Here is a 21,288-nt window from a genome sequence, read left to right on the forward strand (position 1 = left end):
CGGTGATGATCGTCCTGTTGGCGGTCGGCGCCGGCGCGGTCGCGCAATCGGTTGCGGGCTTCGGGTTCGCGCTGATCTGCGGGCCGGTGCTGATCGCCGCCCTCGGGCAGGCCGACGGGCTGCGGCTGATCGTGACACTGTCCACTGTGGTCAGTCTGGCGATCCTCGTGCCGACCTGGCGCGACGTCAAGCTGCGTGACGGACTGCTGCTCGCCGCGCCTGGGGTTGTGTTGGCGCCGCTGCTGGTGTGGCTGTTACGCGACGCCGACAAGAACGTGGTGACGATCGGCGCCGGCGTCACCACCTTGGCCTCGGCAGCCGCGCTCGCGCTCGGCCTGCGGCTGGATCGGCTGCGAGGCGTCGGCGGTGTGATCATGGCCGGCGGCACCAGTGCGCTGATGAACGTGCTCGGCGGCATGTCCGGCCCGGTCGCCGCGCTCTACGCCGTCAACGCCCGGTGGCCGGAGCGATCGATCCGGCCGACGCTTCAGGTCTTCGGCATCACACTCAACATCGCGACGCTGGTGTCCATCGGCGGGCCGGCGATCGACTGGTGGGCCGCACTGAGCCTGGTGGCCGGCTGGCTGGTCGGCAGCCTCGTCGCCAAGCTGCTGCCGGCCGGCCGCACCCGTCAACTCATCCTGCTGGTGGCCGCCGCGGGCGGGGTGTTCGCGGTGTGGCGGGGGATCACCGGCTGAGCGGCGGCGCGGTGCTGGACCGGACCACCAGCTCGGTCGGGACGTGGATCAACGTGGATTCCGGCTGCCCGGTGGCGATCTCGCCGACGAGGGCGGCGACGGCGTGCCGGCCGACGTCGTCGAAGGACTGGTGGACGGTGGTGAGCGGCGGCCAGAAGTTCGCGGCCTCGGCCATGTCGTCGAATCCGACCACGCTGACGTCGTCTGGCACCCGGCGGCCGACCTCGTGCAGGGCGCGGAGGACTCCCAGCGCCATCTGGTCGTTGGCGGCGAAGACGGCGGTGACGGAGGGATCGGCGGCGAGCCGCTGGCCGTGTTCGTAGCCGGAATCCGCCGACCAGTCGCCGATCAGCACCGGCGGCACGGGCCGGCCGGCCGCCTCCAGGGTCGCCTGCCAGGACTTGAGCCGGCGCTCGGCGGCGTAGGACTGGGGCGGGCCGGCGATGTGCCAGACGGTGGCATGTCCCAGCTCCAGCAGGTGCCGGGTGGCCGACGCTGCGCCCTCGGCCTGGGCGGTGTCGATCACCGGGGAGGGGTACCGCGCATTGGAGTCGATCACCACCACGGGCAGCCCCGCCGGCAGCTCGATCTCGCTCTGGTCCAGCTGGTGCTGCTCGATCAGGATGATCACGCCGTCCACGGCCTGCTCGTTGAGCCGGCTGAACGCCCCGGCGACCTCGCCCTGGGTGTGCCGCGGCACGGTCATCAGCACGATGGAGAAGCCCTCGTCGGCGACGGCCCCGGCGATGGCGTCCAGGGTGCGGCTGTTGCCGAAGGTGGACAGCGAGGAGATGATCACGCCGATGGTGCGGAACCGGCCGTTGCGCAGGGCGCGGGCGGCGCTGTTGGGCCGGTAGCCGACCCGGCGCATGGCGTCGAGCACCCGCTCCCGGGTGTCGGCGTCCACGTTCGTCCGGCCGTTGGCCACCCGCGACACGGTCTGCCCGGACACGCCGGCCTCCCGCGCCACGTCGGCCATGGACGGCCCCCGGCCGCGCTGGCCCGAACTCTGTCGCACTGGCTCATCCCCTCCGACAGCGACTCTAGACATGTTTACGTCAACAAGTTAGCCTCGCCGCACCTCATGTTGACGTAAACATTTCGATCCGGAGGGACGATGACGTCCACGGCGATGCCGGCGCGGTCACGGCCGGCCCGCGCGCTCACCCGGCGCCACCACCGGCGCGGCTGGGCGTTCGTGGCCCCGTTCGCGGCGGTGTTCGCGCTGACGTTCGTGGCCCCGCTGGTCTACGCCTTCGGCCTGAGCCTCTTCCGCGACCAGGCGTTCTTCGGCGGCACGGTGTTCGTCGGCCTCGGCAACTACACCCAGGCGCTGGGCGACCCCAAGTTCTGGGAGGCGTTCGGCCGGGTGCTGCTGTTCCTGGCCGTTCAGGTGCCGATCATGCTGCTGCTGGCCCTGGTCGCGGCCTTCGCCATCGACAGCGCCCGGCTGCACGCCGCCGGCTTCTTCCGGATGGTGATCTTCCTGCCGTACGCGGTGCCCGGCGTGGTGGCCGTGCTGATGTGGGGCTTCATCTACGGCGACCACTTCGGACTGGCCGCCGACCTCAACCACCTGCTCGGTCGCGACGCGGTGGAACCGTTGTCCGTCAACTGGATCCTCACGTCCATCGGCAACATCGTGACGTGGGAGTTCGTCGGCTACAACATGCTGATCTTCTACTCGGCGCTCAAGGTGGTTCCGCCCGACCAGATCGAGGCCGCCGCCATCGACGGCGCCGGCGCGCTGCGCACGATCGTCAGCGTCAAGCTGCCGGCCATCCGCGGCGCGATCGTGGTCGCCACCATCTTCTCCATCATCGGCAGCTTCCAGCTGTTCAACGAGCCCAACATCCTGCGCACCCTGGCGCCCAACGTGATCACCACCTACTTCACGCCGAACATGTACGCCTACAACCTGTCCTTCGGCGGCCAGCAGTACAACTACTCGGCCACCGTCGCGATCGTGATGGGCGTGATCACGGCGGTCATCGCCTACGCCGTGCAGCTGCGCGGCCAGCGGAAGGAGCGCTGACCGTGAGCTCCGTGCTGCGTCCCCGCCGCTCCCGCACCCTGACCGCCGTGATGGCGCTCTACCTGCTGTACTCGCTGATTCCGTTGGTGTGGCTGCTGATCAGCGCCACCAAGACCCAGCCCGACCTGCTGTCCACCCCGGGCCTGTCCTTCGGCGGCACCTTCGCCCTGTTCGACAACATCGGGTCGACGTTCACCTACAACAACGGGATCTTCCTGCGCTGGCTGGGAAACACGCTGCTCTACGTGGTGGTCGGCGCCGGCGGCGCGACCGTGCTGGCCACGGCCGCCGGCTACGGCCTGGCCAAGTACCGGTTCCGCGGCCGGCAGGCGGTGTTCGCCGTGGTGCTGGGCGCGATCGCGGTGCCGGGCACGGCGCTCGCGGTGCCGACCTTCCTGCTGTTCAGCCGGCTCGGCCTGATCGACACGCCGCTCGCGGTGATCCTCCCGTCGCTGATCAGCCCGTTCGGCCTGTACCTGATCTGGGTGTACGCCACCGACGCGATCCCCGACGAGATGATGGAGGCGGCCCGCATCGACGGCGCCGGCGAGCTGCGCATCTTCCTCGCCGTCACGCTGCGCCAGCTGGCGCCGGGCATCGTCACCGTCGCGCTGTTCGCGGTGGTGGCCACCTGGAACAACTACTTCCTGCCGCTCATCATGCTCAGCGACCCGAACTGGTACCCGCTCACCGTCGGGCTCAACCAGTGGAGCTCCCAGGCCGTCGGCGCCGCCGCGCAGCCGATCTACCACCTGGTGATCACCGGATCGCTGCTCACCATCGTCCCGCTCGTGATCGCTTTCCTGTTCCTGCAACGGTTCTGGCAGTCCGGTCTGACCGCGGGCAGCGTCAAGCAGTAACCCCTCACACCGTCGCGAAGGGATTTCTCCGATGGCACCACCGCGCCGCCACCGCGTCGTCGCCGCACTGGCCGCCGCCCTCCTGTCGACCGCGGCCCTGGCCGCCTGCGGCTCGCCCGGGTCGGATCCGGGCTCGGCCAAGGCCACCGGCACCCAGGACGCCGTCGACGCCGCGCTCCAGGCCGGCGGCACGATCACGTACTGGACCTGGACCCCGTCGGCCAAGGCCCAGGTCGAGGCGTTCGAGAAGGAGTACCCGAAGGTCAAGGTCAACCTGGTCAACGCCGGCACCGGCAACGACCAGTACACCAAGCTCCAGAACGCGGTGAAGGCCGGCTCCGGCGGTCCCGACGTCGCCCAGATCGAGTACCAGGCGCTGCCGCAGTTCGCGCTGACCGGCGCGCTGGCCGACCTGAACCAGTACGGCTTCGGCGCGTTCCAGAAGGACTACACGGCCTCGACCTGGAGCAGTGTCAACGTCGGCAACGGCCTGTACGGGCTGCCGCAGGACTCCGGCCCGATGGCGCTGTTCTACAACAAGGCGGACTTCGACAAGTACGGCATCGCCGTGCCGAAGACCTGGGACGAGTACGTGGACGCGGCCAAGAAGCTGCACGCCGCCGACCCGACCAAGTTCATCACCTCCGACACCGGCGACGCCGGCTTCACCACCAGCATGATCTGGCAGGCTGGCGGCCACCCGTTCGGCACGGACGGCCGCAACGTCAAGATCAACCTGAACGACCCCGGCGCGCAGAAGTGGACCAAGGTCTGGGACCAGCTGGTCCAGGGCAAGCTGCTGTCCACCGTCAAGGGCTGGAGCGACGACTGGTACCGCGCGCTCGGTGACGGCACGATCGCCACCCTGGTCACCGGCGCCTGGATGCCCGGCGTGTTCAAGTCCTCGGTGACCGCGGGCAGCGGCAAGTGGGCGGTCGCGCCGATGCCGACCTACGACGGCCAGCCGGTCAGCGCGGAGAATGGCGGCAGCGCGCAGTCGGTGCTCAAGCAGAGCCAGCACCCGGAGTTGGCCGCGGCGTTCGTGCGCTGGCTCAACCACGGCAACGGCGTCAAGCCGTTCATCGCCAGCGGCGGCTTCCCGTCCACCACGGCCGACCTGAACTCGCCGTCGTTCCTGGACGCCGCCGACCCGTACTTCGGCGGGCAGAAGGTCAACCAGGTGCTCACCGCCGCCAGCGGCGCGGTCGCCAAGGGCTGGAGCTACCTGCCCTACCAGCTCTACGCCAACAGCATCTACGTCGACACCGTCGGCAAGTCCTACCTCAACGGCACCGCCATCGGCGACGGCCTGAAGGCCTGGCAGTCCGCGCTCGTCGACTACGGCAACCAGCAGGGCTTCACCGCCAGCGCCGGCTGATCTACCTGGGCTGATCGATTTTGGGGAGGCACGACCACGCATGGCCGAGTTCGCGATCGGCGAGCGGGACTTCCTGCTCGACGGGCAGCCGTTCCGGATCCTGTCCGGCGCCCTGCACTACTTCCGGGTGCACCCGGAGCAGTGGGCGGACCGGATCGACAAGGCCCGCCGGATGGGCCTGAACACCATCGAGACGTACGTGCCGTGGAACGCCCACGCCCCCGAGCGCGGCACGTTCGACCTGTCCGGCGGCCTGGACCTGGACCGGTTCCTCGGCCTGATCGCGGACGCCGGCATGCACGCGATCGTGCGGCCGGGGCCGTACATCTGCGCCGAGTGGGCCAACGGCGGGCTGCCGGTGTGGCTGCCCGGCGAGGGTGTCCGCAGCTCGGAGCCCCGGTATCTCGACGCCGTTCGGGAATACCTGAGGCAGGTGTACCGCGTGGTCGTGCCCCGCCAGATCGACCGGGGCGGCCCGGTGATCCTGGTCCAGATCGAGAACGAGTACGGGGCCTACGGCAGCGACAAGCGCTACCTCGCGGAGCTCACCCGCTACACCCGCGAGGCCGGCGTCACGGTGCCACTGACCACAGTGGACCAACCGCTGGACGACATGCTCGCCGCGGGCAGCCTGGACGGGCTGCACCGGACGGCGTCGTTCGGGTCGCGCGCCGCCGAGCGGCTGGCGATCCTGCGCACCCAGCAGCCCACCGGCCCGCTGATGTGCAGCGAGTTCTGGTGCGGCTGGTTCGACAACTGGGGTTCGCACCACCACACGACGTCCGCGGAGGATTCCGCGGCGGAGTTGGACGCGCTGCTGGCCGCCGGCGCGTCGGTCAACATCTACATGTTCCACGGTGGCACCAACTTCGGGCTCACCAGCGGCGCCAACGACAAGGGTACCTACCAGCCGCTGGTCACGTCCTACGACTACGACGCGCCGTTGGACGAGGCCGGCAATCCCACCGCCAAATACCACGCGTTCCGGGACGTCATCGCGCGGTACCACAAGGTTCCCGACAGCGTGCCGCCGCCGGCGGGGCCGCTGCCCACGCCGGTCGCGTCCCTGCACGAGCCGATCCTGTTGCTGGCCAACGCGGAGCGGTGGGGAACGTGGCAGACGCACGAACAGCTGCCCACCTTCGACGAGCTGGCGCCCACTCCGCATCTGGCCCTGGCCCGCACCACGATCGACGACGACGGCCCCGGCGTGCTCGTCTTCGGCGAGATCCGGGACCGTGTCACGGTTTTCCTCGACGGCGTGCGGCTCGGGACGTTGCTGCGCGAGCACCACGACCGAGCCCTCGAGCTGCCGCTGACCGAGGGCGAGCTGACGCTGCTGATCGAGGACCTCGGCCGCGTCGACTACGGCCCGCGACTGGGGGAGCCCAAGGGGGTCATCGACGGCGTCAGCCTGAACGGGCGGCCGCTGACCGATTGGGACGTGCTCCCGATCGACGCCGCGGCGCTGCCGGATCGCCGTCCCGGCAGCGCCGACGGTGCCGAGGTCACCGGGCCGCTGGCCGGTCCGGTGGTCGTCAGCGGCCGGCTCACGGTGCCGGAGTCGACGGACCTGTTCCTCGACACCGCCGGCTGGGGCAAGGGAATGGTCTGGTTCAACGGGTTCCTGCTCGGCCGCTACTGGCGCCGCGGCCCGCAGCGAACGCTCTACGTGCCCGCACCGCTGGTCCGGGCCGGCGCCAACGACGTCGTCGTGCTCGAACTGGACACGATGCTCGACCCCGTGGTCCGCTGCGCGCCGCACGCGCATCTCGGCCACACCGAAGCCTGAGGAGATCCCCGATGAACTCTTCGCTCGCCCGACTGCTCGCCGCCGCCTGCTGCGCGGCGGGCCTGATCACCGTCGCCGGGCCCGTCGCGAACGCCGCGACCACCGGCGACTTCCGCGGCGTGAACTGGGCCGATCCGCGTGACAACTACGCCTCCGACGCGGTCGTGCCGTCCGGACTGTCCACGGCGGACAGCTACGCCACCACCTATGCCAAGGCCAGTGCGGTGATCGGCCAGTTCCGGTCGAAGGTCGGGGCCAACACGGTGCGCCTGCCGGTGAACCCGACCTCCGTCAACGGTCCGTTCTGGAACTCCTACACCGGGGCCATCGACGCGGCGACCGCCAAGGGCTTCAAGGTGATCCTGGGCTACTGGGAGGCGCCGAACGCCAAGGACGGCCGCATCGACGACACCACCACGTTCAACGCGATGTGGCAGCGGATCACCTCGAAGTACGCCGGCAACGGCAGCGTCTACTTCGAGCCGATGAACGAGCCGTTCGGCTACACCAGCCAGGAATGGACCGGGATCGTCGCGTCCTGGCTGTCCACGTACCGGAACGTGCCGCGCGACCGGGTCGTCGTCGACGGCACCGGCTACGCCGACGACGTCAAGTCGGTGTGCGCGGACAGTCGGCTCAACGGCACCCACCTCGCGCTGCACTTCTACGGCTTCTGGCACAGCACCTGGACCGACCCGCAGCAGTGGACGGCCGACTTCGACCAGCGGCTCGGGAACTGCTCGTCGCGCACGATCCTGGACGAGTTCGGCGCGAGCATGACCACCGGCCTGAACTACGACGGCCCGATCAACGGCTCCAACGAGATCGCGTACATCCAGTCCGTGACGAACCGGCTGCGCCAGCTCCAGATGGGGTCGGTGTACTGGCCGGGCCTGCGTACCGGCGACACCTACTCGCTGACCACGCTGCACGGCAGCGGCACCGCGCTGTCCCTGACCGTCAACAACGCCAGCGGCGCCGACCGGCTGGCCTGGGCCTGGCACCGGTAGTCAGCCGCGCAGCGCCGGTCCGAGCCAGCGGCCGACGAGAGCCCGCAGCTCGTCGTCGTGGTAGGACGGGTACTGGAGGAAAGACAGGAACAGCCGCATCAGGATCTCGGCCAGCCCGAGGAAGTCCTCATCGGTGCTGACTCCGGCGGCCGCCCAGTCGACCGGCACGTTCTGGAGGATGCGCGCGCCGAGGGCGAAGGACTGCGGCGAGGTGACCGCGCCGGTGAAGATGTCGCCCTCGCCGGCCTCCAGCAGCAGGCCCAGATGGGGCTCGCTGGGGACTGCCTGGAGGCTGAACAGCACCGATTCGACGGCGACCTCGGCCGGGCTGCCGAAGGTGGCGAGGTGCCGTTCCATCCGTTCGGCGAACGCCTCGACGCCGGCGATGGCGACGGCGCTGAGGATGTCCGGCAGGCGGGGGAAGTACCGGTAGACGGTCTGCCGGGTCACGCCGGCCTCGGCCGCGATGTCCGACAGGCTGGTCTTGGCCAGCCCGACCCGGTCGAGGCACGCCGTCGCCGCGTCGACGATACGGCGGCGTGCCTCGTCCTCGGTCCGGGGCGGGTTGCCCTGCCATCCGTGGTACCCCATGCGGCCCATCATCCCCGAGCGGGCTGCCTCAGACGGCGGCAGGTGCCCCGGCTCCGCACCCGGTAGAGCGCGGCCAGCACGAGTCCGGCCCCGACGAAACAGGCCAGCGCGTACAGGCCGCTGCCGTGGTCGACCGGCAGGGCACTGAGCCAGAACAGCGCCATGACTCCCAGGTAGACGGCGGGGTAGAACCGCGCGAAGGCGGACACCGGCTCGGCGGATCGTGGCGTGGTGGCGATGATCCAGCCGCCGGCCAGCCAGACCGCCGCCAGCTCGACGCCGAGCACCCAGGCCTGCGCCGTGACATTCCCCCGGAAGAGGCTGGACGGGATGCCGGCGATCGCCATCGCCAACGGCGTGAGGACACCGGCCAGCAGGATGCGTGGCACCAGCCGGCCGTTGCCGGCCAACCGCACGACGAGGTAGGTCAGGGCGGCGATCGAGACCGAGGCGAACAGCAGCATGCTGGTCATCGGCACCGAGGCCAGCGCCGGCTGGTTGACGATGACGTTGCCGGGGTTCCAGGCCCACCACCGCAGCTGCGGTCCGATCTGGTCGAAGACCTCGTAGAACACCTGGCATACGAAGGCGACCGCCACCGAACCGAGCAGCGGACCGCGCCTTCGGAAAACGCCGAGCGAACGCACGGTCTCGTAGGCGAGCTGGGTGAACATCGGGTAGAAGGCCACGATGTAGAGCGGCAGCCGGTCCCACATGAACTGCACGGTGAACCGGTTGTGGGCGAAGATGAAACCGTAGATCTGGTCGAGCCCGAACCACTCCGGGAAGTACAGCGGCGGCTCGGTGACGAGGAGATAGACCAGCGAGGCGAACCACAGCGCCAGGTTGACCCGATCACCGTCGCGGTAGCGGCGCACCGCGTGCACCAGCGCGAAGATCGCGCCGCCGATGACGAGCACCTCCAGCAGCGGCATCGTCCAGTTGGTCAGCTGCCACGGAAAGCGGACCGACACCACCGGCGAGACGTCCTGGCAGTCGAAGCCGAGGCCCCGGGTGACGGCCTCCGCCGCCGATCCGCAGTCGACGCTCATCGCGCCGCCACGGTGGAGTAGTCCTTGGCCGGCGGCTCGGCCTGGGGATCGAAGTCGAACGGAACCCGTTGCCGGCCCAGCGTCCGGCGGACGTAGTGGCGCAGGAATCCCGCGAGCACCCTGGGGTTGCGCATCATCTGGCCCAGCGACTCGTCCATGTTGAACACCTTGGCGAAGTGCTCGTCGACGACCTCGTCCTCACGGGCCGCGCCGACGATGAAGCTGAACGCCGGGCCGGACACCGCCGCGAGGAGGCGGCGTCGCCACTCGGGCGGCTTCTCGGTGCCCACCGCGCATTCGTAGCCCTGATCCCGGGCCATCGCGAGGGACCACGGCACGCGGAGCAGCTTCCGTTGCGCCGCAAGGAATCGCGCGGCGAAGTGGTCGTCGAGACCGCGGGCGAGGTGCTCCCGCAGCAACAGCGCGGACCCCGACGCGGAGCTGATGCCCTGGGCGTAGAACGGGTTGAACGCGCAGATCGAGTCGCCGATGAACACCAGGCCTCGCGGTGGCGTGCGCAGGCGGTCGTAGCGTCGCCACTTGTTGCCGGCCGACCGGGTCAGGTGCACCTCGGAGGTCGGGGTGCAGCGGTCCATCGCCGCCGCGAACAGCGGCGTCCGCACCCGGGTTGCCGACTCGACGAACTCTTCGGTACTGCGCGGCATGTCCAGGCCCCACGAGCCCATGCAGGCGATGACCCGGTTGCCCTCGATCGGGAAGAAGTTGACCAGGAACTCGTGCTCGGGCGGGTGCCGGCGCTTGTCCGGGGTCGGCATGATCACCAGGTGCTGCCACCACCAGGAGGCGGGGCGCGGCGTGGGCAGGTCGTACCAGCGTGAGGTGTAGGTGACCTTGGCGTCGAGGGTCTGCACCTCGGCTTCCGGCCAGCCCTTTGCCACCAGCCATTGGCCGACCGCGGAGCCACGGCCCATCGCGTCCACCACGAGGTCGGCGTCGAGATGCTCCTCGCCTAGGTCGACGCCGCTGACGCGGCCGTCGCGGGTGGTCAGGCCCGTCACCGTGACGCCCTCGCGTACGACCACGTTCGCCAGCGTTCGCACCTTGTCGCGCAGCACGCGTTCGATCAGGATCCGCGAGCCGTAGATCATCGTCATCGCGCTGCGTTTGCGGGCCGACCAGCCCGCCCCGTCGAGGTAGGCCGCGTCCATCGACGGCATGAGGTGCAGGCCGCCCGCCGCGATCAGGTCGTCCTCGAAGCCCGGGAACAGCGCCCCGATCGCACGCCGGCCGGAGTTCAGCAGGAAGTGCGGATGCTTGCTCTGCGGCACCCCGCGCCGGTGCTCGGCCGCCGCCGGCAGCACGTCGCGTTCCAGCACCAACACCTGGTCGAAGTACGGGGCGAGCGCCCCCGCGCTGCACAGGCCGGCGGCGCTGCCACCCAGGACGACGGCGGTCTTGCCGAGCTGCACCCGGACCAACTCCCTCGTCATTCATACAGACGGGCACCCAATGTATGAATGACGTCGGTGGGTGTCAACCCAGCGGCGGTAGGCCGAACTCGGTGCGGAAATCGTCGATCATGATGACGGCCAGGCGCGGATGGGCGCTGAGGGCCTGCCGGGAGTCGGCAAGCAAGTCCAGGTGCGCCTTGGCATCGGCAGCCTCCAGGTCGACAGAAGCCAGTTCGAGCAGGGTGGCGTCGTGGTAGGCGAACGCGGCGCTCTGCCGAGCCAGCGCCGACAGCTCGGCGACGGCGGTGTCGGCGGCGATGCCGTCGAGGACACGGGCGGCGTCCAGCAGTTCCTGCGGATCGGCCCGAAGGGACCTGATGACCCGCAGATAGTGGGTGGTGTCGTCGGTGTCGGGCACACGGCCCGCCGCCACCTGGAGGCCGTGGCCGACGCGGCGGAGGTCCTCCTCGACCAGCGCCGAGCACACGGCGGCCAGGCCAGGAGGGTTGGTCGGATGCCCGTGCCCGATCATCGAACGGGCCACCCGGACGACGTCGCGGGCCAGACCGCCGGACAGGCAGTGCACCAGGTCGAGAAACGGTTCGGGCACACCGACCACCCGGCGGCGCAGCAGGTCCAGGGTGTCGGCGAGCTTGAGGTGCTCGACGCGGACGATCTCGTCGAAGGCGCTGTCGAAGGCGTCCCGGACGGCGGTTCCCCGGCGTTCGTAGGCGGCCAGGGCGTCGTCGGAGACCGACACCCAAAAGCGCGTCCCCTCGACGCCGAACACGCCCTTGATCTCGTTGAGGAACTGCTGGGCCAGCTCGGCGGACTCGATCTTGTCCAGCTCGTCGACGGCGATGAGCACGACGCAGCCGGGTGCGAAGAGCCGGAAGGCCGACACCACCGACGCGAGGAAGTCCCGCAGCTCGGCCACGATCTCCGGGTAGGTCAGGGCGCGCTGGGCGGACTGGACCGTCCGGGTCCAGCCGGCCTCGGCGTTCACCGGCAGCGCGAGCTTGCCCGACCACCCGGAGGTGGTGGTCTGGAGGAAGCGGATCCGGGCGAGGTTCTCGCGGGCGGGCAGTCCGATTGCCGTGAGCAGGCCGGGGTGACTGACCTGACTGAGGAGCCTGCGCCGGGTGCGCCGCAGTCCGGCGATCAGTACGGGAATCATGACAAGCGCGGCGACGGCGACGACGGCGGAGAACAGCAAGGCGATCGTAGAGGACCGGCCGGTGTGAAAGGTGGTGCCGAACAAGTCGAGCGAGAAGATTCTGCCCGGCCAGGTCAACCACACGGCTGCGGCGCCGGTGGCGGCCAACACGGCCAGTGCGGCGGTCGACGCGGCGAGCCGCCGCTGTGCCGATCGCAAATCCGCCATCGTTCTCCTCGGGCAGACGAGGTCGATGACGGCGCTGCACAGGCAGGCGTAGAGGTGCAGGACGAAGTCGCGGGCCTCGTAGTGCACCGGGGCGGTGACGAAGAGTTTGACCGGGGCGGGATCGCGATTGAGCTCGTGTGCGATCAAGGTGCTCTTGCCGACGCCGCGCGGCCCCGCGATGCCGACGGTGCCGCCGTGCATCCGCCCCGCGATCTCCTGGAACCGGCGGATCGAGCTCGTCGGCGTGATGGTGGTCGCGTCGGTGGGGCGATCCAGGGCCGGCGCCTCCACGACGTTGAGAACGATGCGCAGGGGTGCGGGGAGCCGGTTGTTGACCAATGCCCGCAGGACGGGAAGGACGCCCTTGTCGAGCAGTTCCTGCTGCCATTCGGCGAGCAGTCGTGCGACGTCCTCATCGTGTGACCGCCGCGCCGCGGCCTCGTCGCTCCTGTTCCATGCCTTCAGGCCGAAGTACATGGCCACCGGGATCAGCAAGCTGATCGTCGCGGCCGCTCCTCTGGCGTCCTGCGACCAGGTCGCCGTCACACCGTCCCAGATGACGGAAACGGCAAACGCCACCGCGATGGCGGCGATGACCGGATGCCGGGGCAGCGCCCGGAGGGCTGCCAGCGCGAGGGTGGCGACGGAAATGCGGGCCGAGCCCAACACGTCGAGACTCAGCACCGGCGGCTCGACCAGCCGTCGCAGCGCGGCCTCGGCCGGGCCGAGCATTTCCTCGGGAGCCGCCATGGCCGCCGTCCGAACGGACTCGACGTCGATCTTCCCGCGGTCGAGCGCGGACTTGATCTCCTCGGTCGCGAGTCCCCGGTCGACCATGCGGGATAGGTTCTGTTCGACGATCGTCGCGCGGGACTTGTCCCGATCGGTGCCGGCTGAGATCCGCTGGAGCCCCTCGGCATCGGCCACGACGGCATGGTGTCACGCGGCAGCGTCCGGCGGCATCGGCGTGCACCCGGTTGGACGAGGGGGATGCCGAACCGCGCAGGTCAGACCTGCGCGGTTCGACAACCCCCAGGGGTCACGGGAAGCTGACGAGGTCCTGGACGGTGTGTCCCGGACCGGCCGCGGCCCCGGTGTTGTTGACGATGTGCGTGATCGTGCCGGCGTTGCTGCCGAGCATCACCGTCACCATGTCGTGGAACTTGACGCCGGTGCTCGGTGTCTCGATGGCGTGGGCGTTGGAGATGCTGGCGTCATTGAGGAACAGGCAGTAGACGCCGAGCCCCCACGCCTCGTGGCTGGTGACGTTCGCGCCCACCTTGTAGGAGGCCCAGCCCTTGGTCGAGCCGTTCATGTAGGCCGCCTGGTTCGGCGGGTCGTACGGCATCTCGCTCTGGTAGAAGATCGTCTTGCCGCCCTGGCCGTTCCAGATCGTCTGGTACTGCTGGTAGTGCTCGACGAACAGGCCGTACGCGGTGACGTTGTTGCCGTTGACCACCAGGCCGTTCGCGGCGGTGTTGGTGTTCCAGCCGACCGTGCCGCCGTTGCCGTGGTCGGCCCGCCAGATCCAGGTGTCGTCGGTGATCACGTTGTTGCTGTTGACGACCAGCGACTGCTTGGCCTTGCCGACGGTCGCGCCGCCGATGCGGAAGTGCACGTCGGACAGCACGGTCGGATCGGCGGCGTGGCTGGCCGTCGAGCCGGCCGGGCCGACCTGGACCAGCGACTGCGAGCTGGTGGTGCCGGCGTCGATCAGCAGGCCGGCGATCTTCACGCCGTTGACGTCGCCCACGGAGATGGCGGTGATGCCGTTGTCCGGCACGAGGGTCGCAATGCCCAGGCCCAGCACGACGGTGTCGGGGCGGCTGACATTCAGCGTCTGGTTGAGGTGGTAGATGCCGGGCGTGACGATGAGGTTCTTGCCGGCGGCCAGCTGCGCGTTGATCGTCGAGGCGGTGTCACCCGGCTTGACGATGTAGAACTGGCTGATCGGCAGCGAGTTGCCGGCCGGGTTGCCGTTCGCCCACGACGTGCCCGAGCTGTTGTTCCGCAGCGCCGGCACGAACACGTTGTAGTTGCCGGCACTGTCGACGTACAGGTACGGCTTCTCGGCGATCACCGGGGACTGCGCGACAGCGGTGTAGGGCGGGTTCGGGAACGAGTTCGACGGGGGAGCACCCTGCACGCCTGAGAACACCATGTTCCAGTTCTTGCCGGCCCAGCTGCCGATCTGGTCGTTGCGGGATAGCCATTGCTGCTGGCTGCCGGACTGCACCTGGCCCGTGACACGGGAGTCGGCGAGGAAGCCGCCGGAGGACCAGCCGCCGTCGTCCAGCTTGAGGTTGCCGTTGACCTGCACGCGCCGCAGCGGGTCGGCCTGGGACACGGCCCAGGTGTCGGTGCCGCCGGGCGGGTTGATGGTCAGGCCTTCGGCGTCACGCCAGAAGTTCAGCGTGGCGTTGCCGCCGTCCCAGTCGGCCTCGACGTGCACCTGGCCGTTGATGGTGACCTGGCCGGGGGTCAGGCCGAGGCCGGCGACCTCCTCGTAGAAGCCGAGGTTGGCGTCCACGTTGTACGAGCCCGGCTTGAACAGCAGCGCGGTGCGGGCGGTGCCGAACTGCGAGGACTGCTGCGCGTTGAAGACGGAGGTCAGCTTGCTCTGAATCGTAGATGCCGACATGGACGGGTCGAACACCGTCACGTTCGGGCCGAAGTCCGGTGTGGCCGAGGGGGTCTGCGGCGCGGCGCCGGCCGCCGGCACCGAGCCGAGCACGGACAGGGTCAAGGCGGCCACCGCGGCAAAGGCGATGGTTCCGTTACGGGCCACTGGGGTCCTCCAGCGTCGCGGGAGCGAGGACGGTGTCAGTTGGCGGACCCGACGAGGGCGAATGCTACGAGTGGTCGGGAGGTGCGTCAATACACGCCTTAAAATAAGACTGGAAAGCGCTGTCAACGGTTGACGTAGGGGAAACGAGCCGCGGGCGGCCCCAGGGTGTCTCGGCCGAGCGGGTCACGCCGTCTGCTCCACATCCCTTGTGTCACAACGGATCATGACGTCGAGCGAGGCTCATACCGCCTTCGCGGGCTGGTCATGCGGGCGGATCGCACGTATAGTGAGGATTCTATGGGAGCGCTTCCAGAGGCCGGGTGATCCGACCGAACCGATGCGCACGCCGCCTCTCATCTGGTACCTCGCGCACGTTCCGGCCAGGAGGTTTCCCATGACCCGCACTCGGCTGCGGCGATCGCTGATCACCGTGGGCGCGGCCCTGTTCGCCATCGCGTCCGTGACCGCACCCGCCACCGCGCAGGCGCCGCACGCCGGCCTGCCCTACCAGAATCCCGCGCTGCCGGTCGCCGACCGGGTGAACGACCTGCTGGCGCGGATGTCGCTGGACGAGAAGCTCGGCCAGATGACCCAGGCCGAGCGCACCGCGCTGAACCCGCAGAGCGACCTCGCGACATTCCGGATCGGCTCGGTGCTGTCCGGCGGCGGATCCGCGCCCAGCCCGAACAACGCGCAGTCCTGGGCGAACATGTACGACAGCTTCCAGCGCACCGCGCTGTCCACGCCGCTGGGCATCCCGATGATCTACGGCGCGGACGCCGTGCACGGCCACAACAACGTTGTCGGCGCAACGATCTTCCCGCACAACATCGGTCTCGGCGCGACCCGCGATCCGGCCCTGGTGCAGCAGATCGGGCGGGCCACCGCCGAGGAGGTCGCCGGCACCGGCGTCAACTGGGACTTCGCGCCGTGCCTGTGCGTGGTGCGCAACGACCGCTGGGGCCGCAGCTACGAGTCCTTCGGCGAGGTGCCCAGCATTCCCACCGCGATGACCACGATCATCACCGGGCTCCAGGGCACCACCCTGGGCGCGGCGCCGGCGTCGATCATGGCCACCGCCAAGCACTACATCGGCGACGGCGGCACCACCGGCGGCGTCAACGAGGGCAACACCCAACTGTCCGAGGCCGACCTGCGGGCCATCCACCTGCCGCCGTTCAAGGCCGCCGTCGACAAGGGGGTGGGGGCGGTGATGATCTCGTACAGCAGCTGGAACGGCGTCAAGGACCACGGCAACCACCACCTGATCACCGACATCCTCAAGGGCGAGCTGGGCTTCAGCGGCTTCGTGGTGTCGGACTGGGCCGGCATCGACCAGATCGACGGCCAGGCGGGCTTCTCCGCCGGCGACATCGACGCCAGCATCAACGCCGGCATCGACATGGTCATGGTGCCCACCGATTACAAGCTGTTCATCAGCATGCTGCGCACCGAGGTGAACAACGGGCACATCTCGCGCGCCCGGATCGACGACGCCAACCGCCGCATCCTCACCAAGAAGTTCCAGCTCGGCCTGTTCGAGCACCCGTTCGCCGACCGCTCCTTCACCGGCACCGTAGGCTCGGCCGCGCACCGGGCGCTGGGCCGCCAGGCCGTGCGCGAGTCCCAGGTGGTGCTGAAGAACGCCGGCGGCATCCTGCCGCTGTCCAAGTCCGCCAAGGTGTTCGTGGCCGGCAAGTCCGCCGACGACATCGGCATGCAGAGCGGCGGGTGGACCATCAGCTGGCAGGGCAGCAGCGGCAACACCACCCCCGGCACCACCGTGCTCCAGGGTATCCGCAACACCGTGACCGGATCGGGTTCGGTGCGGTACGACCGCAACGGCAACGGCATCGACTCCAGCTACACGGCGGCCATCGCGGTGATCGGCGAGACCCCGTACGCCGAAGGCGCCGGCGATCGACCCGGTGGCATGGGCCTGGACCAGGAGGATCTGACCACCCTGAGCCGGCTGCGGGCGTCCGGCGTGCCGGTGATCGTGGTGCTGGTGTCGGGCCGTCCGCTGGACATCAGCGCGCAGCTGCCCGGCTGGCGGGCGCTGGTCGAGGCCTGGCTGCCGGGCACCGAGGGGCAGGGCGTGGCCGACGTGCTTTTCGGGAACGTCGCGCCGACCGGCAAGCTGCCGGTGACGTGGCCGCAGAGCGCCTCGCAGGAGCCGATCAACGACGGCGACGGCAAGACCCCGCTGTTCCCGCTGGGCTTCGGCCTGACCTGGCCGGTCGGGTAGTGCGGATATGACGTCAGCCATGAGTTCCCGCCTGATCAACGCCATTGTCCTGGCGCTCGCGGCCGTTGTGGTTCTCGCCGGCACTCCGGCACGGGCCGCCGCGGCCCCGTTCCGGGTGCTGGTGTTCTCCCGGACCACCGGGTTCCGGCACGACTCCATCCCGGCCGGCATCGCGGCCATCCAGAAACTGGGCCGACAGAACAACTTCCTCGTCGACACGACGGAGAACGACGCGTTGTTCACCGACGCCAACCTGGCCCGGTACGCAGTTGTGATCTTCCTGTCGGCCACCGGCGACCCGGTCGGCACGCAACCGGAGAAGGACGCCTTCCAACGGTATATCGAGCATGGTGGAGGTTTCGTCGGCATCCATGCCGCCTCCGACGGCGGGTTCACCTGGCCCTGGTTCGGCAAGCTGGTCGGTGCGTACTTCAAGCAGCATCCGACGCAGCAGAACGCGCGTGTCCGGGTCGAGGATCCCAACCATCCGTCCACCCGGGGGCTGCCGGCGCAGTTCACCCGCTTCGACGAGTGGTACGACTTCCAGTCCAACCCGCGCGGCAGCGTGCACGTGCTGACCACTGTGGACGATTCGTCCTACACCGGATCGACGATGGGCGCCGACCACCCCATCACCTGGTGCCACAATTTCGACGGCGGCCGATCCTGGTACACGGCCATGGGCCACACCGTCGCCAGCTACGGCGAGGCCAACTTCCTGCACCTGCTACTGGGCGGGGTCGAAACAGCGGCCGGAGCCGTCGCCTCCGACTGCTGACGTCATTCGTTGGCGTCGAGCAGCCCCCGGGACGACGGCCGTGCGCGGCCATGGAGGTTCACGAGGTGCCAGAACCTGGTGTTTCCCTCGGCGACAAGGAGCGTCCGCTCTCGGCCGACTGTGCCGAATCCGGCCGATCCCTTGCCCACTAGGAGACGCGCCAGAACGCCCGTGAACACGGCGGCGGCGAGCGACGAGCCGTGACCGGCGGTCCGGTCGCCGTCGCCGCCGTCGTGGGCGAATGGCGCGTCGACGGTCCCTCCGGGCATGTGCCAGAACAGGTCGCCGACCTTGTCGCCGGTGCGTTCAGGCACCGGCACCAGGCGGCCGTCGGTGGAGCTGACCGCCACGACGTGGACGTCGTTGGCCGGGAATCCCATTGCGTCGAGGGGAGTCCGATGCTGTCCGGTGGCCGGCACGTGAATGTTGCCGCAGGCGGCGACGACCACCACGGGGTGGTTCTCCGCGCGGGCGGCGATGACCGTCCGCACCGTCATCTCGAACTCCGGCGCGAGGATTGCGCCCTCCCCGTTGAGGGTGGCGCTCACATTGAGCAGATCGAAGTCCTTGTACCGCTCGATGGCGTCATGCATCCAGGACGCCGCCAGCTGTTGCCGCAGCGGCGTCGGAAGGTCGTTAGCGACATCGATCACGTCGATGACGGCCTGCGGGGCGAGGGTCGCGATGATGCTGGTGATCAGCGTGCCGTGCCGGTGCGAGGTCCGTGATCGAGGCTCGTCGTAGGTCCGGTAGCCGTCCTTGCGTCGATGGGTCACGGTCATGCGGTCGGCGATGTGACCCAGGGCGTCCTCATGGACGCCGGCATCGAGCACGCCGATCTTCACCTGCCCGCAGTCGGGCTGTTGATCGAGGTCGACGCGTACCGATTCGAGCGCCGTTTCGAAGGCTCGGGTTGGGGTGAACCCGTGGCCCAGCACGATATCCGTCGAGAGGTCGAGCCAGGGCACACGGCTGGCGCGGAACGTGCCCGGAACCCAGCGGGCCCGTCGGCGTCGCAGGATCGAGCGCCCGGCCCGCAGCACCAGCCGCACCAGGTCGCGTTCGCGACCCGGCCGACAGGTGAGCACGAATACCCGGGGAGCAACGCCGGGCCGTTCCTCGCCACGGGCTTCCTGGACATCGCGCAGTCCACGTGCGCGGGCACCGCCCGCCAACGGTGTGCGGAGCAGGCGGATCAGTGCCTCGGACACCGCCCCGGTCCCCGGCTCTTGCAGCCAGCAGACCACGACCTCGCCCGGCACGAGCGGCAGGCGGCGTTCGGCCCGGCGACGGATGCCGAGCGTCACGAGATCCACAATCGTGTCCCACAAGGCCCAAACCGTCACGAGGACGGTCAGACGTAGGTCGACGGCCGGCCGCTCCCGTACCGCCGGGCTGCTCATGATCGGACCTCCGTGCGGCGGTCGGCGGCGTTCTGCGTGACCCGCTCAACGGCGTCGGCCAGCGGTCCGGCGACCACGCCGGCACCAAGACCCCACAGCAAAGCGGCGACCAGGTCGAGCACGGTGCCCCAGGGCTTGTCGACGTACCACAGGGTCAGCCCGCCCCAGACGGCCACCACGGCGGCGACCAGCAGCAGCCAACGATCCGTGATGCGCGTGCGCCGTACGAGCTGGTCGGGCGTCGGGGCCGGCCTGGCCCGGAACCGGTCGAACAGTCCCGGCACGCCGTCCGGAACGGGGGCGGCCGTGACCAGTTCGACGGCCGTAGCGACCTCGAAGCCTCCAGGGAGCGGCCGGGTGGGGTCCGGCAGGCGCAGGGCGATCTGGCGGGCCTGCTCCAGCTTGTGGTCCAGGTCGGCGGCGACGACGTCGGTGCCGGTCCTGGCCGTGCGCAGCGAGTCCAGGACCTCGTCCGTGAGGCCCCGCGCCTCGGCATACCAGATGCTCTGCCACGACTCGTATCCCGACAGACTCCCGGCGCGGGCCTGGAGTGCCGCGTCCAGCTTCGACACCGTGGGCAACAGCTCCAGCGCCGCCGCAGTGGCCTCTGCGTCGGCGAGAAACCCTTGGATCTCCGAGGTTTCCAGCTCGGCGGGTGAACCCGGGCCGAGGGCGCCGTCGGCGTGGTCCTTCAGCCCCGGGGCCAGCTCGTCGAGACCGGCCAGACCATCCACTGTGGACTTCAAAGCGCCGAGAACGGTCGCCGCACGGGAACGCCACTCGGCGATGGCCGCCGCCACGGCGGCGATGTCCTTGGTGATCGACTCGACGGCGGCCGCGTCGTCGTCGCTGGGGTGGCCCAACAGGTTGAACACTCCCGGGTAGCGTCGCTGGACGTCGGCGGCGCGCTCCGCGAGGGCGTTGGCCTCCCGCGCGGCACCGGGCGCGATCGCCCAGGCCACAGTGGGGTCGGCCTTCTTGACGGCCGTGTCGGCGGAGATTCCGGCGCGGGCCAACGCCTTCGCGCTCACGACCAGGCGGCTGATCGGACGGTGGTTGATCAGGTAGCCGCGTTGCAGCAGGCCGCCGAGTAGTCCGATCAGGGCGACAGCGATGGCCCATATCCAACCGGCGGCGGTGGTCACGGTGACCGTCACGCCGGATCCGCCGAGCTTGATCGTGCCGGTGTACGTGCCGTACGCCGGCGGTGCCGCACCGGCGAGGTCGAGCCGCGTCGCCGTGGGCCCGGAGCAGGTCGCGGTCACCGTCGCGCTGTACGTCGAGGACTGGAGAATCACCGGCGCGCTCCACCTGCCGGGGCAGGTGTTCGCCGCGATCGGCACGGAAAGCGCCACCGGCCGTTGTGGCACAACGGGAAGGTCCACCGGCCCGCGGAGATCCGTCGTAGCGGACGAGACCAGCCCGGCGGGGGAGCCGGCGGACAGGCTGACCGGCACGTGCTGGGCGGGGCCGGCCGGATTGGTGACCACGGTGATCACGCCGGACGTCCCGGCCGGCGCGTCCTTGCCGACCGTGATCGACACCGGCACCGTGCCGTGCCCCTTGACCTCGATGGGCGACGTCCCCGGGTGGCCGTCGACCGTGAAGGTCAACGGCCAGGCGCCGTGCCCCAGGGCGACTCCGCCGCCGAGCGTCACGCCGACCGGGCCGGCGGCGGGATTGACCAGCCACAGCTGACCGGCGCCGTTGGTCACCACGACCTGCCCCGGCTCGACGACCAGAGCGTCGTCGGCCCGCGCCACCGGCACCGGTCCGAGCAGGATCGCCGTCGCGCCGGCGATCGCCGTGCCCGCCCGACGCCACCAGGTCCTCATATGCCGCTCCCAGACGCGCTGATG

16 protein-coding genes are annotated in these 21,288 nt (G+C 69.8%); 8 read left to right on the top strand and 8 right to left on the bottom strand.

All coding sequences use genetic code 11. The annotated features are described in order from the left end of the window. Positions 1-5: 5 nt before the first annotated feature. Positions 6-698, top strand: coding sequence for a TSUP family transporter (locus BCF44_RS21310; RefSeq protein ID WP_116176124.1), 693 nt, complete (start codon positions 6-8; stop codon positions 696-698). Here the strand turns inward: BCF44_RS21310 and BCF44_RS21315 are convergent. Then, a complete protein-coding gene (locus BCF44_RS21315) occupies positions 688-1,677 on the bottom strand; it encodes a LacI family DNA-binding transcriptional regulator (protein WP_116176125.1) in 990 nt (329 codons plus the stop codon). The two genes, BCF44_RS21310 and BCF44_RS21315, sit on opposite strands and share 11 nt — an antisense overlap. A gap of 138 nt (positions 1,678-1,815) precedes the next feature. Between BCF44_RS21315 and BCF44_RS21320 the strand changes: the two genes are divergently transcribed. Genes BCF44_RS21320 through BCF44_RS21340 form a run of 5 tightly spaced genes read left to right on the top strand, consistent with a single transcriptional unit; the run spans position 1,816 to position 7,773 of the window. Further along, positions 1,816-2,733 (top strand): carbohydrate ABC transporter permease, encoded by a 918-nt coding sequence (locus tag BCF44_RS21320; RefSeq protein WP_170217661.1) that lies wholly within the window; start codon positions 1,816-1,818, stop codon positions 2,731-2,733. Between the two features lie 50 nt (positions 2,734-2,783). Continuing rightward, positions 2,784-3,593 carry a carbohydrate ABC transporter permease gene (locus BCF44_RS21325; protein ID WP_379797680.1) on the top strand — a complete coding sequence of 270 codons (810 nt, stop codon included), beginning with the start codon at positions 2,784-2,786 and terminating at the stop codon, positions 3,591-3,593. Positions 3,594-3,624: 31 nt separating this feature from the next. Beyond that, positions 3,625-4,971 carry an ABC transporter substrate-binding protein gene (locus tag BCF44_RS21330; RefSeq protein ID WP_116176127.1) on the top strand — a complete coding sequence of 449 codons (1,347 nt, stop codon included), beginning with the start codon at positions 3,625-3,627 and terminating at the stop codon, positions 4,969-4,971. A 40-nt stretch (positions 4,972-5,011) separates the two neighbouring features. Then, entirely contained in the window at positions 5,012-6,763 is a 1,752-nt protein-coding gene (locus BCF44_RS21335) for a glycoside hydrolase family 35 protein (RefSeq protein ID WP_116176128.1), read from the top strand. 11 nt (positions 6,764-6,774) lie between these two features. Continuing rightward, on the top strand, positions 6,775-7,773 hold the full coding sequence (locus tag BCF44_RS21340) for a glycoside hydrolase family 5 protein (protein ID WP_116176129.1): 999 nt from the start codon (positions 6,775-6,777) through the stop codon (positions 7,771-7,773). On the opposite strand, the gene BCF44_RS21345 is transcribed toward BCF44_RS21340, so the two are convergent. From BCF44_RS21345 to BCF44_RS21365, 5 genes are all read right to left on the bottom strand, one after another. Next, positions 7,774-8,364: a TetR/AcrR family transcriptional regulator gene (locus BCF44_RS21345; protein WP_116176130.1), complete on the bottom strand. Its 591-nt coding sequence runs from the start codon at positions 8,362-8,364 to the stop codon at positions 7,774-7,776. It abuts the gene before it with no gap. 8 nt (positions 8,365-8,372) lie between these two features. After that, positions 8,373-9,416 carry a hypothetical protein gene (locus tag BCF44_RS21350; RefSeq protein WP_116176131.1) on the bottom strand — a complete coding sequence of 348 codons (1,044 nt, stop codon included), beginning with the start codon at positions 9,414-9,416 and terminating at the stop codon, positions 8,373-8,375. Next, positions 9,413-10,846: an FAD-dependent oxidoreductase gene (locus tag BCF44_RS21355; RefSeq protein WP_116176435.1), complete on the bottom strand. Its 1,434-nt coding sequence runs from the start codon at positions 10,844-10,846 to the stop codon at positions 9,413-9,415. The genes BCF44_RS21350 and BCF44_RS21355 overlap by 4 nt, the downstream gene beginning before the upstream one ends. 64 nt (positions 10,847-10,910) lie before the next feature. Then, positions 10,911-13,139 (bottom strand): hypothetical protein, encoded by a 2,229-nt coding sequence (locus tag BCF44_RS21360; RefSeq protein WP_116176132.1) that lies wholly within the window; start codon positions 13,137-13,139, stop codon positions 10,911-10,913. A 112-nt stretch (positions 13,140-13,251) separates the two neighbouring features. Next, complete coding sequence (locus BCF44_RS21365; protein ID WP_211353137.1) at positions 13,252-15,000, bottom strand: coagulation factor 5/8 type domain-containing protein; 1,749 nt, start codon at positions 14,998-15,000, stop codon at positions 13,252-13,254. Positions 15,001-15,394: 394 nt separating this feature from the next. Between BCF44_RS21365 and BCF44_RS21370 the strand changes: the two genes are divergently transcribed. Both BCF44_RS21370 and BCF44_RS21375 read left to right on the top strand, forming a co-directional pair. After that, positions 15,395-17,248 (top strand): glycoside hydrolase family 3 protein, encoded by a 1,854-nt coding sequence (locus BCF44_RS21370; protein ID WP_116176133.1) that lies wholly within the window; start codon positions 15,395-15,397, stop codon positions 17,246-17,248. A 19-nt stretch (positions 17,249-17,267) separates the two neighbouring features. After that, positions 17,268-18,026 carry a ThuA domain-containing protein gene (locus BCF44_RS21375; protein WP_116176134.1) on the top strand — a complete coding sequence of 253 codons (759 nt, stop codon included), beginning with the start codon at positions 17,268-17,270 and terminating at the stop codon, positions 18,024-18,026. A 2-nt stretch (positions 18,027-18,028) separates the two neighbouring features. Here the strand turns inward: BCF44_RS21375 and BCF44_RS21380 are convergent, their stop codons facing one another. Then, positions 18,029-19,333: a S8/S53 family peptidase gene (locus BCF44_RS21380; RefSeq protein ID WP_170217662.1), complete on the bottom strand. Its 1,305-nt coding sequence runs from the start codon at positions 19,331-19,333 to the stop codon at positions 18,029-18,031. 92 nt (positions 19,334-19,425) lie between these two features. Next, positions 19,426-21,264 (bottom strand): hypothetical protein, encoded by a 1,839-nt coding sequence (locus BCF44_RS21385; protein ID WP_116176136.1) that lies wholly within the window; start codon positions 21,262-21,264, stop codon positions 19,426-19,428. Positions 21,265-21,288 lie beyond the last annotated feature (24 nt).

The sequence above is a fragment of the Kutzneria buriramensis genome (assembly GCF_003387475.1).
In the GTDB taxonomy this organism is placed as follows: Bacteria; Actinomycetota; Actinomycetes; order Mycobacteriales; family Pseudonocardiaceae; genus Kutzneria; species Kutzneria buriramensis.